This window comes from Oceaniglobus sp. K40-3, from assembly GCF_055808395.1.
The window spans coordinates 2,740,447-2,752,379 of the sequence record NZ_CM147868.1 but is presented as its reverse complement, the minus strand read 5'-3'; the positions used below and the strand labels follow the sequence as shown (position 1 = coordinate 2,752,379).

Annotated in this window: 11 protein-coding genes and 4 pseudogenes; 7 read left to right on the top strand and 8 right to left on the bottom strand. The window is 62.4% G+C overall.

Going from position 1 to position 11,933, the window contains the following annotated elements:
* Window positions 1-473: 473 nt before the first annotated feature.
* The 6 genes and pseudogenes from AC0L7P_RS14300 to AC0L7P_RS14275 all read right to left on the bottom strand — a co-directional run bounded on the left by AC0L7P_RS14300 (window position 474) and on the right by AC0L7P_RS14275 (window position 3,186).
* Window positions 474-1,304 carry an arginyltransferase gene (locus tag AC0L7P_RS14300; RefSeq protein ID WP_473433348.1) on the bottom strand — a complete coding sequence of 277 codons (831 nt, stop codon included), beginning with the start codon at window positions 1,302-1,304 and terminating at the stop codon, window positions 474-476.
* A 31-nt stretch (window positions 1,305-1,335) separates the two neighbouring features.
* On the bottom strand, window positions 1,336-1,839 hold the full coding sequence (locus tag AC0L7P_RS14295; protein ID WP_473433347.1) for an RDD family protein: 504 nt from the start codon (window positions 1,837-1,839) through the stop codon (window positions 1,336-1,338).
* 72 nt (window positions 1,840-1,911) lie between these two features.
* On the bottom strand, window positions 1,912-2,331 hold the full coding sequence (locus tag AC0L7P_RS14290) for a DUF2852 domain-containing protein (protein WP_473433346.1): 420 nt from the start codon (window positions 2,329-2,331) through the stop codon (window positions 1,912-1,914).
* Between the two features lie 94 nt (window positions 2,332-2,425).
* A pseudogene (locus AC0L7P_RS14285) lies at window positions 2,426-2,569 on the bottom strand (YbaK/EbsC family protein); the annotation flags it as partial.
* A 138-nt stretch (window positions 2,570-2,707) separates the two neighbouring features.
* Window positions 2,708-2,878 (bottom strand): hypothetical protein, encoded by a 171-nt coding sequence (locus AC0L7P_RS14280; protein ID WP_473433345.1) that lies wholly within the window; start codon window positions 2,876-2,878, stop codon window positions 2,708-2,710.
* On the bottom strand, window positions 2,875-3,186 hold the full coding sequence (locus AC0L7P_RS14275) for a hypothetical protein (RefSeq protein ID WP_473433344.1): 312 nt from the start codon (window positions 3,184-3,186) through the stop codon (window positions 2,875-2,877). The genes AC0L7P_RS14280 and AC0L7P_RS14275 overlap by 4 nt, the downstream gene beginning before the upstream one ends.
* Window positions 3,187-3,619: 433 nt before the next feature.
* Between AC0L7P_RS14275 and AC0L7P_RS14270 the strand changes: the two are divergent.
* Together AC0L7P_RS14270 and AC0L7P_RS14265 are read left to right on the top strand one after the other, a co-directional pair.
* A pseudogene (locus tag AC0L7P_RS14270) lies at window positions 3,620-4,409 on the top strand (IS5 family transposase).
* Between the two features lie 155 nt (window positions 4,410-4,564).
* A pseudogene (locus AC0L7P_RS14265) lies at window positions 4,565-4,944 on the top strand (transposase); the annotation flags it as partial.
* A 341-nt stretch (window positions 4,945-5,285) separates the two neighbouring features.
* Here AC0L7P_RS14265 and AC0L7P_RS14260 read toward each other — a convergent pair.
* A pseudogene (locus tag AC0L7P_RS14260) lies at window positions 5,286-5,750 on the bottom strand (YbaK/EbsC family protein); the annotation flags it as partial.
* A gap of 94 nt (window positions 5,751-5,844) precedes the next feature.
* Between AC0L7P_RS14260 and AC0L7P_RS14255 the strand changes: the two are divergent.
* Entirely contained in the window at window positions 5,845-8,631 is a 2,787-nt protein-coding gene (locus AC0L7P_RS14255; RefSeq protein WP_473433343.1) for a [protein-PII] uridylyltransferase family protein, read from the top strand.
* Between the two features lie 33 nt (window positions 8,632-8,664).
* Window positions 8,665-8,934, top strand: coding sequence for a hypothetical protein (locus AC0L7P_RS14250; protein ID WP_473433342.1), 270 nt, complete (start codon window positions 8,665-8,667; stop codon window positions 8,932-8,934).
* Here the strand turns inward: AC0L7P_RS14250 and eda are convergent.
* Window positions 8,931-9,569: a bifunctional 4-hydroxy-2-oxoglutarate aldolase/2-dehydro-3-deoxy-phosphogluconate aldolase gene (gene eda / locus AC0L7P_RS14245; RefSeq protein WP_473435466.1), complete on the bottom strand. Its 639-nt coding sequence runs from the start codon at window positions 9,567-9,569 to the stop codon at window positions 8,931-8,933. The two genes, AC0L7P_RS14250 and eda, sit on opposite strands and share 4 nt — an antisense overlap.
* A gap of 322 nt (window positions 9,570-9,891) precedes the next feature.
* On the opposite strand from eda, the gene AC0L7P_RS14240 reads away from it, so the two are divergent.
* The 3 genes from AC0L7P_RS14240 to AC0L7P_RS14230 are packed head-to-tail and all read left to right on the top strand — an operon-like array spanning window position 9,892 to window position 11,928.
* The gene (locus tag AC0L7P_RS14240) at window positions 9,892-10,584 is read left to right on the top strand and encodes a hypothetical protein (RefSeq protein WP_473433341.1); all 693 of its coding nucleotides are present in this window, start codon (window positions 9,892-9,894) and stop codon (window positions 10,582-10,584) included.
* On the top strand, window positions 10,568-10,813 hold the full coding sequence (locus AC0L7P_RS14235; RefSeq protein WP_473433340.1) for a hypothetical protein: 246 nt from the start codon (window positions 10,568-10,570) through the stop codon (window positions 10,811-10,813). Before AC0L7P_RS14240 ends, AC0L7P_RS14235 begins: the two co-directional genes overlap by 17 nt.
* Entirely contained in the window at window positions 10,804-11,928 is a 1,125-nt protein-coding gene (locus tag AC0L7P_RS14230) for a surface lipoprotein assembly modifier (RefSeq protein ID WP_473435465.1), read from the top strand. Before AC0L7P_RS14235 ends, AC0L7P_RS14230 begins: the two co-directional genes overlap by 10 nt.
* The last annotated feature ends 5 nt before the right edge of the window (window positions 11,929-11,933 follow it).

Genomic DNA, 11,933 nt, shown 5'->3' with positions numbered 1-11,933 from the left:
GCTGTGCCTTTGCTGCCTGCCGTGTCCGACCATTGGCCATAAAAAAACCCCCGGTGTAAACGGGGGCGCATGGGGTACCTTGTGGGTGTCCGTTACCGGCCCATGCGCGCGTCTCTTACAAGTACAATAATCCGTGCAACGGGCATTCGTCCGGCTCCTGTTCCAGTAACGGAACATTAGAACCGCTGTGCAGGGGCGTCAACCGCATGGATTGAGAAAATATGTCCGCCAAGCCCATTTTTTTGTATTTTTATTGCGGCGATGTGTCTGCCGGGGGAATATGCGAAAACTGCCCCTGGATTTGGCCGCCCATATCAGGCAAAAGGGTGTGTCACCTTTCACAATTACCCGCCTGATCCTGAACGAACCGCAGCCGCAAAAGCAAAACAGCCTGCTCTTTTTACTGATAAAAATACTCAAAATACCGCGGCCTGCAGCACGCACGCGGAAACAGAATGGCACCGGGCCGGCGTTTATCCGGTCGGGCGCGTATCGGGCAGGTTGATCCGCGCCACCTGTTCGGCAATCGGATCGGTGGACAGGGGGTGTAGCGCAACCGAATACTCCTCGGGGTCGCGCATGGGTTGCCATTGGCCACCGACATAAACCTCAAGCCCCGAAAACTTGGCCTTATACCCCATCTTGGGGCTGCCCGGCACCCAATACCCCAGATAAACATAGGGCAACCCGGCATTGCGGGCGATTTCGATGTGATCCAGAATCACATGGGTGCCAAGGCTTTCGGCGGGGTCGTCGGGGTCATAGAACGAATATACCATGGACAATCCGTCAGACAGAACATCCGTCAGACAGACGGCGGCCAGATCGCGGTCGCGCGGGGTGTCCCCGGGGCGGGCATATTCAATCACCCGGCTGCGGATCGGGGTTTCCTCGATCATCGCCGCAAATTCAAAGATATCCATGTCCGCCATCCCGCCCGTGGCGTGGCGGCTGTCAAGATAGCGGCGGAACAATGCGTATTGGTCTTCGGTGGCCCAGGGCGAATTGGCCGAACGGCTGAGCGCGGAATTGCGGCGCAGCACCCGGCGCTGGGTGCGGCTGGGGATGAAATCGGCAACCCGCACCCGCGCCGACAGACAGGCCGAACATTCGGCACAGGATGGCCGGTACAGCACGTTTTGCGACCGGCGAAACCCCTGTTGGGACAGGGCATCGTTCAGGGTTTCGGCGTGTTCACCCTGAAGGGCGGTGAACAATTTCCGCTCCATCCGCCCCTCAAGATAGGGGCAGGGCTGGGGGGCCGTCACATAAAACTGTGGCGCAATGGGAAGGGTGTGGCGCATGTGGTTCCGCTGGTCGTTTCGACTCGCTACGCTAACAATGGTTCACGCCTCTGCCAAGCCCCTTCAAAGGCGCGGGCTCGCCTGCGGCGCGGTTGATCGCCGCCGTGCCCAGCAGAAGATCGGTCAGACCTTGCGCCCGCGATGATGTCAGCATCAGCACGATCGAGATCAGTTGCAGCGGAAACACGGCCAGCGATACGAAATAGCCCAGCGTGTGCATGAACGCCGTTCCCAGATCGAACCGCGCGCCCTGTGCGGTGCGGAATTCGACAGCCATGATCCGCATTCCCGGCGTGGCCGAGCGGTTGGCAAGGCTGATCACCCGGTACATGAAACTGAGTGTGGCAAAAAGCAGCGGCAGGAAAAACAGGCCGATAAACAGGGTCAACGGCACCGCCAGCACGGTCAAAAGCCCGATCAGCAGAATATCGATCAGCCAGGCAAAGAACCGCTTTGACGGCACATCGGCGTAGAACGCCCCCTGGCTGTCGGGGTCGGGCAGGCCCCAATCCGGTCGGTTGTCGGCAAAGCTCATGACGGGGTGATCCTTTGGTTGTTCATTCTCTTGGGTCATATGGCCCGCCCAAAGGGCAGGCCAAGGGGGATGTCAGACTTCGATCGGTTCGGCGTCGCGTTTCGCGGTCTTGCCGGCCCGGTCGTCCATGAACTGGTCGAACTCGGATTTGTCCTTGGCATCGCGCAGCCGGTTCAGAAACTCCTGAAATGCGGCCTGTTCGTCTTCGAGGCGGCGCAGGGTGTCGGCCTTATAGGCATCAAAGGCGGTGTTGCCCGAACTTTGCCAGGCAGTGGCACGGCCCGTGAACCGGGCGGCTTTGCGGCAGGATTTGTTGAACATACGTTTGCTCCAGATCATATAGGCAAGAATGGCAAGGCCAACGGGCCAGAAAAACACGAACCCAAGAACCATGGCGGCGATCCAGGCACCTTTGCCTTTTTCGTCCAGCCAGCCTTCGGTGCGCGCAAACCACGACGTGCGGGTTTGGGGGGTGTCGGCAAGGGTGCTCATGTTGGTCTCCGTATCCGGGGTTAATGTGAATGTCTTTCACATCACCAAGATTGGAATTTGCACAGCCGTCTTCAAGGGTCGATGTGAAACAAATTTACATTGTTTGCTGTTTGCTAGTGAAATCAGACTGTTGCGCACCGGTAATCCGCAGCAAAACGTCAGGGGCAATGCTGAAAACATGGCGCGGCGTGCCTGCTGCGGCCCAGATTTGTGCAAATTCGCTCAGGCGCGGGTGTAGCGTGACAGCAGGATCTGCAGTGTTTTACAGCAAGTATTGCAGGAAGCCGTTTTTTGTAACGGGGCGTTAAAGAGGGTGTATTTTACCTTTCCAGTTTCGGGCGTCGTGACTCGGGTGCCGCCTCACGGCCAATACCCATCATCCGCATAGTCCACCGGAATATCGCCGCTGTCCTTCAGCGCCCAGGCGGCGGCGTAGATGGCCGAGGCGGCGGTCGCGTTCGGCGTTGACACCTGCCGCGCGCATGGCCTGCTCTTGCTCCGCCTTGTCCTCGGCGGTGATCATTTGGGTAAAGTCGATGTTGCTCATGCTGTGGCCTCGGCTTCATAGGGCGGCAGGGTGACCGGGCCGTCGCTGGTGAGGGTGATTGGCGCGGCGAACCGGGTTGCTTCGGGCGCGTCGGCGCCATGGGGCAGGGTCAGGGTGATGTGCAAAGCACCGCTCATCCGGCTGACCGGGCCGCAAAACCAATCGCTGTCGATGGCCTCGGCTGGCAGGGTTGCGCCATCGGGCAGGGCCGAGAAATCGAACACCTCGCCGTTGACGGTCAGGGTGTCGCCAGTGCGGCTGAGCGTCAGACGAGTATCGCTGCGCATGGGGGATAATGTGATATGCATGGCGTTCTCCTTCAGAACCAGCGGCCAGTGGCCGTGATGTGGATATCCACAGAGTCACTGCCGCCCCAGTCACCGGCATTCTTGCTGAAGTAGATCGTGGTGCTGGTGTTGGCTGTGGAACGTGTCGAAATGGTCGCCGGGATGGCTGACGTCCAATTGCCCGACCCAGACGCAGCGCCATCGCGGGATCCATCGGCACGACTTGCATGGATGGTCGGGCAGAAAACTCGGCGGGGAAGGTCCAGGAATCTTGCAGGGTATTGGCGCTCACGGTGGAGAGCCGCAGTGCATGCCAACATATCTGTATCCCGTTGGCAAACCGCGCCCACTCGCCGTTTGCGTTGGATCCTGTCTCCATTAGGCTCCAGACCCATTAATCTTCTTGAGGCTGCCATGCCTGCATGATTCAAGCGCCCCGAACTGAGGGGGTTTCATGAGCACTCTTTACTGGCTGGGCGAAGATCAAATGGCGCGGCTGCGGCCGTAATTTCCGAGAAGCCATGGTGTGCCGCGCGTTGGTGATCCCGTTGCCTGGCAGGGCATGTTTGCATGCCCGGGAAGGGGCGCGTTCTGAGTGGCATTATTTTCATCAACCGCAATGGGTTGCGATGGTGTGATGCCCCCAGGGGGTATGGTCCGCACAAGACGCTCTACAACCGCTGGAAACGGGGGAGTGACATGGGGGTGTTCGCACGGATCATGACAGGGCCGGCTGCCGAAGCACCTGACAACACGACGATCTCGATCGACGCAACTTACCTCAAAGCGCATCGCACGGCCTCCAGCCTGCGGGTGAAAAAGGGGGACTTGGGCGCCTGATAGGGCGGACAAAGGGCGGCATGAACACCAAGCTGCATGCGGTGTGCGACAGCCAAGGCCGACTTCTCAGCTTGTTCATCACTGTCGGTCAGGTGAGCGATTACATCGGAGCGCGGGCCATGCTCAGCAGCCTGCCCAGGGTCGACTGGCTGCTTGGGGACCGCGGCTATGACGCCGATCGGTTCAGAGAAAGGTGGGAAGACAAAGGGTTAGGCGCCTGCATCCCCGGCCGGAAGCAACGCAAGGCGGCCGTGAAATACGACAATCGGCGAAACAAACGTCGCAACCGGATCGAGATCATGTTCGGAAGACTGAAGGACTGGCGACGTGTAGCGACACGCTACGACCGTTGCCCAAGAATATTCCTCTCAGCAATCGCCCTCGTAGCAACAATATTATTATGATTATAAATCAATGAGATGCCGTAACGGGGCCTGCGTCGCGACCCGCCCGTTGCCGTTGCAAAGTTGCGGGCAAGCTGGCGCCATTCCCGTATTGGATCCAAATGGAGGACTACGGGATGAAGCTGTTTGTAGGGCTGGATGTGTCGCTGGAGAAACCCGCCCAGGAGGACCCGGTCTGTCGCCGATTGATGTCGATGCCCGGGATTGGCGCTGTCGTTTCGCTGACCTATCGATCTGCGGTCGATGACCCGGCCTGACGCCCTCCCGCAACCAGTCGGGCGAACGCGACATCTCGGGCGGGATCACCAGGGCGGGCGCCGTCAACCTGCGTCGTGTCCTGTGTCAGGCGGCAACCGTCATGATGCATCGCGGGCGAGCGACATGCCTGAGAACCTGGGCGGCGAAACCTGCGCGCCGTCGTGGTGCCAAGCGCGCGATGGTTGCGCCGGCCCGGCGCATCGCCGTGATTCTGCACCGCATGTGGAAGGATGACACCGACTTTCGCTTCGCTACTCCGGTGCTTCATGCCGGCTGAAGATACAGGTTCCAAACTGCCGCCCGCCTGATCGCGGGCCTTCGAGGTCCCCACGGGACGCGGTTCCGGTGATGCCGTGCTCCGGGCTGTTGTCGACCAAAATCGAGCACGCCAATGAGATGGGCACATCGGAATTGTCTTGGACCAGAATCATGTTGGCGGCCAACGCGCTGACCACGGACCGAAGCATGCACCCGGGTCGATCTCACGAGAAGGCTACCGAACAGGAGAGCGGATCAATTGTTCAAAGGACAAGACCGCAGAGTGGCGGAGCTTTCCCCATGCGAAAAACCGCTTGACCGGGACGACCCCGTTACCGAAGTCTGGTGCCTGGCATTCGTCGTGAAATCAGACTGTTGCGCGCCTGAAATTCGCAGCAAAATGTCAGGGGCAATGCTGAAAATATGGCGCGGCGTGCCTGCTGCGGCCCAGATTTGGGCAAAGTCGCGCAGGCGCGGGTCGAAAAAGGCCCGGATCGGGGTCAGGTGGCCAATGGGGGCGACACCGCCGATGGCAAAGCCGGTTTGCCCCCGGATCAGCGCCGCGTCGGCCTTGCCCAGGGGGGCGCCCACAAGGGCCGCGGCCTTTTCCGGGTCCACCTTATTGCCCCCTGCCGTCAGAAACAGCACGGCGGTCCCCGTGGTTTCATTGCGAAAGATGATGGATTTCACGATCTGGTCAATTTCGCATCCGGCGGCATCGGCTGCCTCGGCGGCGGTGCGGGTCGAGTCCGCCATTTCGCGGATCTCGGCCGTGACCCCGGCGGCGTCCAATGCGGCGCGGACCCGTTTCAAACTCTTGCTCATGCCAACCTCGCGTGATGTGATTTCTGCAGGGTGATACCATTGGCGCGTCAGTGCAACCCTTGACCCCGCCCGCGCCATGGCCGACCGTCGGTTCATGACATTTGCCAACGCCATCACCCGCAGCCCCCGCCCCTTTGACCGCGACCGCGCCAATGAGGTGGGCAACCTGTTTGCCGATCAGCCCCCCGAGGTGCGCGCGCTGCTGCTGGGCACTGCCGGGTGCAGCCCCTACCTCAAGGGGTTGATGGAGCGCGAGGCGGATTGGTTGCGCACGGCGCTTTCCCTGTCGCCGGACACGGCCTTTGGGGTGCTGATGCGCGAAACCCGTGACCTGACAAACGGCGATCTGGCCAAGGGCCTGCGCCAAAGCAAACGGCGGGCGGCGCTGTTGATTGCCCTTGCCGATCTGGGGGGCGTCTGGCCGCTGGAACAGGTGACCGGCGCGCTGACCCGGTTTGCCGATCTGGCCACCGACCGCGCCCTGCGCGCCTGTGTGGCCCAGCAACATGCCCGGGGCAAATTGCCCGGGGTGTCCGAGGATGATCTGGCGGTTGCCGGGGGCCTTTGTGCGCTGGCCATGGGCAAGATGGGCGCGGGCGAACTGAATTATTCCTCTGATATTGATCTGATTTGCCTGATCGACGACGGGCGTTTTGATCCCGACATGTTCATGGAGGCGCGCCCTGGCTTTGTGCGCGCCACACGGGCGATGGCGGCGGTGTTGTCGGATGTGACGGGCGATGGATATGTGTTTCGCACCGATCTGCGCCTGCGCCCCGATCCCTCGGTCACACCTGTCGCCCTGAGCATGGAAGCCGCCGAGCGATATTACGAAAGCCTGGGTCGCACATGGGAACGGGCCGCCCATGTCAAGGCGCGCCCCTGTGCGGGGGATATTGCGGCGGGTGATAAATACCTCGACCGGCTGCGCCCCTTTGTGTGGCGGCGTCATCTTGATTTTGCGGCGATTCAAGATGCCCACGACATGCGCCTGCGCATCCGCGATCACAAGGGGCTGGGCGGGCCGATTGCCCTTGAGGGCCACAACATGAAGCTGGGGCGCGGCGGTATCCGCGAGATCGAATTCTTTACCCAGACCCGTCAGATCATTGCCGGCGGGCGCGATCCGTCGCTGCGGGTGCGCGGCACGCTGGATGGGCTGGCGCGGTTGGTGGCGGCGGGTTGGGTTGATGGCGGGACTGCCGAAATGCTCGGCACCGATTACCGGTTTCACCGCGAGGTCGAACATCGCCTGCAGATGATCGCCGATGCCCAGACCCACGAATTGCCCGGCAATGACGAAGGGTTTGACCGTCTGGCCGCCTTCATGGATCGTGATACCGCCGATCTGCGCCGTGAACTGGATGAACGCCTGACCCGGGTGTCTGACCTGTCGGAACGGTTCTTTAGCCCCAGTGCGCCCGCCTCGGCCCCCAGCCTTGATGCCGATCAGGCCGCGATCGTGAAACGCTGGCGCACCTATCCGGCCCTGCGTTCGCCCCGCGCACAGGGAATTTTTGACCGCCTGCGCCCCGATCTGTTGCGCCGTCTGGGTGAAAGCGGCGATCCGGCCCGTGCGTTGCTGCATCTGGATGGGTTTCTCAAGGGGTTGCCGGCCGGTGTGCAGTTGTTCGCATTGTTTGATGCCAATCCGCAACTGATTGATCTGGTGGTGGATATTGCCGATACTGCCCCCGATCTGGCCAGCTATCTGGCGCGCAATGCCGGGGTTCTGGATGCGGTTCTGGGGGGCGCCTTTTTTGCCCCATGGCCCGGGCAGGCGGCGCTGGCCGAGGATCTGGCGGCGCGTCTGAACGAGGCAGAGGATTACGAGGCGCAGCTTGATACCCTGCGCGCCTGGGCGAAGGAATGGAAATTCCGCGTCGGGGTGCATCTGTTGCGCGGTCTGATCGACGGCGCCGAGGCGGGGGTGCAATACGCCGATGTGGCGGGGGCGGTTCTGGCGGGTGTGTGGCCTTTGGTGGTGGCGCAGTTTGGTGAAAAACACGGGGCGCCACCCGGGCGCGGCGCGATGGTGCTGGGCATGGGGTCGCTTGGATCACAGCGGTTGAATGCCGGGTCTGACCTTGATCTGATCGTGATTTACGATGCCATGGGGCAGGAAGGCTCAGACGGGCGCCGCCCGCTGGCCACGCGGCCCTATTTCGCCCGCCTGACACAGGCTCTGGTCACGGCCCTGTCGGCGCCCATGGCCGAAGGGCGGCTTTACGAGGTCGATATGCGCCTGCGCCCTTCGGGGCGGCAGGGGCCGGTTGCCACCGCTCTGAGCGCGTTTCGCGAATATCAACAGAACGAGGCATGGACGTGGGAGCATCTGGCCCTGACCCGGGCCCGCCCCATGGTCGGCGACGCGGGGCTGTGCGCCGACGTGGAGGCATTCCGCCGCGAGATCATTTCCCGCCCCCGTGACCGCGCGGGCATGTTCCGTGACATTGCCGATATGCGCGCCCGGCTGGCCGCAGCGCGAACGCCCAGTGGGCCGCTGGATGCGCGGGTGGGGGCAGGGCGGTTGCAGGATATCGAACTGGTCGCATCGGCCTGCGCCCTGCTGACCGGCGACCCCAGCGCCGATGTGGCGACACAGCTTGGCGCGGGCCAAAAGGCGGGGGTGATCGACGCCACCACCTGTGCCACCCTTGTGGGCGCGGCGCGCGATCTGTGGGCGCTGCACGCGGCGGCGCGGCTGTTGTCGTCGGGGGCCTTGCCAATGGACAAGCTGGGCACCGGCGGCGTGGCCTTGTTGTTGCGAAACAGCGGCTGCGACGATATGGACAGTCTGGTTGCCCATGTGTCGCAAATGGCAGATGGTGCCGCCCGGTGCGTCGCGGATATGGTTGGCACGCCTGCCAGAGAATCCTGAGCCGGAACAAACCCGTCAGCAGAAAGCCACCCCATGGACAAAAACCCCAACGACCCAAAGGGCCTGATCCGCGAAAGTTACCGCATCGACGGCATCCGCACCGAGGAATGCCGCTCGATTTTTCTGGACTGGGCGTTGTCCCTGCCCGACGGCACAGATGCAAGCGCGGCGATCGACGCGCTGCTGGCGCAATACGAGGCCGCCAATACCGGCCACCCGATGAACGCGGTTCTGCGCGATGGTCTGGCAACGGCCCCCACGCCGGGGCGCCGGGGCGGCCGGGCGGCGCGGCTGGGCTATTAACGAAGGGCGGCTGCCTCGCGGGCGAGGGCCTCGATCGCGTCCCAGTCCTGGGCGGCGACGCGGTCTTTCGGGGCGACCCAGCTTCCTCCGACACAGATCGTATTGGGCAGGGCCAGATAATCGCGGGCGTTTTTCAGGCTGACGCCGCCGGTCGGGCAGAATTTCACCTGCGGGATCGGCGCGCCGATGGCCTTGAGTGCGGCAACGCCGCCATTCGCCTCGGCGGGAAAGAATTTCTGCGTGGTATAGCCCCGCTCAAGCAGGGCCATCGCCTCGGATGCGGTGGCGGCACCGGCCAGCAGGGGCAGGCCCGCTTCGGCGCAGGCATCCAGCAGCCGGTCAGTGGCGCCGGGGGAAACGCCAAAGGTCGCGCCCGCATCCATTGCCGCATGAACATCGGCAGGGGTCAGCAAGGTGCCCGCACCCACAACGCCGCCTTCAACCTGCGCCATTTCGCGGATCGCATCCAGCGCGGCGGGGGTGCGCAATGTCACCTCAAGGGCGGGCAGACCGCCGCGCACCAATGCGCCGGCCAATCCACGGGCCGTGGCGGCATCGTCGATCACCAGAACCGGAACGACGGGGGCAAGACGGCAGATTTCGGCAGCTCTGGCCGAGGCGACTTCGGGGGGCATGGTCATGTGCATGGTCCTGTAGGATGGGTTGCGTCGGGTTAGCGCAATCAGCCTGCCCTGTCCACTGTGAGGGATGTTCCGGGTGACAGCCTTTGTCATCTGCGATGGTCCCGATTTTACTTGATTTGCAAAAAATCTCTGCTTGTAATGGCTTACGGTCGGGCGGCTGTGCCTTTTTTGACATCGCCTCTGCCGGTCAACGACCCGAAGCTTTGCTGCTGCGCGCTTTGCAAAACCATTTCTGCATTGGACCTGCATTCTGCGGGGTGTTGATTTACGTCTGATGCCTCGATCATTCGGGGTAATTTTTAAGGAGTACAATATGATGAGAAACAGGATTTCGACAGCGCTCAGGATTGGCGGCGGTTTGTTGGCCGCAACCTCGCTGAGTGCATGTCTGGGCAGTGGTGGAGGCGGCGGAGGAGGCGGCGGCCCGATAGACGTGACGCAATATGACGCCAACCTGCAACGCGTTCAGGGAATGATCCCCACGTCAGATATGCAAACCACCGGAACCGCCAATTTCAAGGGCGCGACCAAGCTGGACATCACCAAAGGCGCGACCGGTCATGTGATCGGCGATCTGGACGTCGATGTCGATTTTGCCGCGGCCAACGACAAGGCCATCAGCGGCACCGCCAGCAACTTTCGTGGTGTGGTCGATGGCGAAGCGGTGAGCTTTCCCGGCACGCTGTCAACGGGAACCCGTTTCCCGTCGTCGTTCACCAACGATGAACTGGCGGTGCCAACGCCACCGGGCGGGCCAATTCCGGGGGCACCCACCACGATCCGCCCCGGGGCGGCGTCAATCGCCATGTATGGTGACATTGACGAAGACGGCCAGAACAGCACCGGTGTCGGGAATGACAGCAGTCTCGTGTTGCTGACCCTCGGCGGCAATTTTGTTGGCCCACAAGGCCAGGCCATTCAGGGGCCGGCCCTTATCCAGCAGATCACCGGCAGCTCGATTGCCGAACGCGCAGGCTCTGGCACCTTCTATGTTGAACGTCAGTAAGGCGATCCTTGTGGCGGGGCAGGTTTTGCCCCGCCGTTTCACCGCAATGGGCGTCTTGTCGGTTCTGATCCGGCGATGGACCTTGGCGCTGGTCATGGCGGGGGCTGCGCAGATGGCACATGCCGGCCCGCTGGAAAAGGCTGAAACTCTTGTCGCCAATCGCCACCCGACCGAGGCTTTGGCGATTCTGACCCGGATTGAACCAACCCCCAAACAGTTCTGCGGCTGACGTGGGCGCGGGCCAACGCCCATATTCAGCGCAACGAACCCCGCGCCGCCCTGCCGTTGCTGGAGCGTCTGGTGCAGGCCGTTCCGAATGATGCGCAGTTTCGTCTGGAACTGGCCCGGGTGCTGTTCTTGCTGAAACAGGACACCCGCGCACAGTTTCACTTTGACCGCGCCAGCGCCGCGTCGCTTTCGGCGCAGGAACGCAAGGCGGTTGACGGCTATATCGACGCGATTTCCCGACGCAGCGTCACCAGCACATATCTGACATTCGGGCTGCGCCCGTCCAACAACCCGGGCAAACGCACCTCGGCCACCACCGTGACCATTATCGGTGGTCTGCCAGTCACCCTGAACCCCGACGCACGGGCGCAATCGGGCACGGCCCTGACCTTTGGTGGCGGTATCGTGGTGCGCCCGACGCTGGGGCGCGATCTGCGCGCCAGTTTCCGTCTGTCCGGCGAAGCCGAACTGTATGACCGGGGCGCGGCCAATGCCCTGACCATCGCGGGCGAAGCGGGGCTTGAATGGCTGGGCGACCGAGGCCGGGTGTTTGGCCTTGGTGTCAGCCATATCCAGCGGTTTGATAATGGCACAGGCGCATATGCCACCAACGGTGTTTACCTCAGCTTTTCAGGCAGTGTGGGGCGGGCGGGGCAGGTTGGCCTGCGTCTGGAACACGGGTATCGCGATTACGATGACCGCCCCGCCTCGGATGGCAAACGCAGCCGGTTGTTCGCGCGCTACAGTTTTGCCGTGTCCCCGCGCATGGCCCTGCGCAGTTCGCTGGAGCTGGAACATATCGATGCCGGGCTGGACTATCTTCAAAGTGACAGGGCCGAAGTATCGATCGGGGCCAGTTACGGGTTTGACGGCGGGCTGGTGCTGGGCCTTGATCTCAGCCGGGGGCATATGCGCTATGGCGGGGTGTCGCCGCTGTTTGGCGTGGGGCGGTCGGATGATCTGACCACCCTTGGCGCGCGGTTGCACCATCGCGGGCTTGTGGTGCAGGGGTTTGCGCCGGTTCTTGAGGTGGAGTTTGAAAAGAACGACAGCAACCTGCCGTTCTATTCCTATCGCAACACCGAAGTGTCCCTTGGGCTGACACGCGAATTCTGAACGGG

Coding starts and splice junctions, on each gene's coding strand:
- AC0L7P_RS14300 (WP_473433348.1), bottom strand. CDS start 1,304: ATGCGCCACACCCTTCCCATTGCGCCACAGTTTTATGTGACGGCCCCC.
- AC0L7P_RS14295 (WP_473433347.1), bottom strand. CDS start 1,839: ATGAGCTTTGCCGACAACCGACCGGATTGGGGCCTGCCCGACCCCGAC.
- AC0L7P_RS14290 (WP_473433346.1), bottom strand. CDS start 2,331: ATGAGCACCCTTGCCGACACCCCCCAAACCCGCACGTCGTGGTTTGCG.
- AC0L7P_RS14280 (WP_473433345.1), bottom strand. CDS start 2,878: ATGAGCAACATCGACTTTACCCAAATGATCACCGCCGAGGACAAGGCG.
- AC0L7P_RS14275 (WP_473433344.1), bottom strand. CDS start 3,186: ATGCATATCACATTATCCCCCATGCGCAGCGATACTCGTCTGACGCTC.
- AC0L7P_RS14255 (WP_473433343.1), top strand. CDS start 5,845: ATGACATTTGCCAACGCCATCACCCGCAGCCCCCGCCCCTTTGACCGC.
- AC0L7P_RS14250 (WP_473433342.1), top strand. CDS start 8,665: ATGGACAAAAACCCCAACGACCCAAAGGGCCTGATCCGCGAAAGTTAC.
- eda (WP_473435466.1), bottom strand. CDS start 9,569: ATGCCCCCCGAAGTCGCCTCGGCCAGAGCTGCCGAAATCTGCCGTCTT.
- AC0L7P_RS14240 (WP_473433341.1), top strand. CDS start 9,892: ATGATGAGAAACAGGATTTCGACAGCGCTCAGGATTGGCGGCGGTTTG.
- AC0L7P_RS14235 (WP_473433340.1), top strand. CDS start 10,568: ATGTTGAACGTCAGTAAGGCGATCCTTGTGGCGGGGCAGGTTTTGCCC.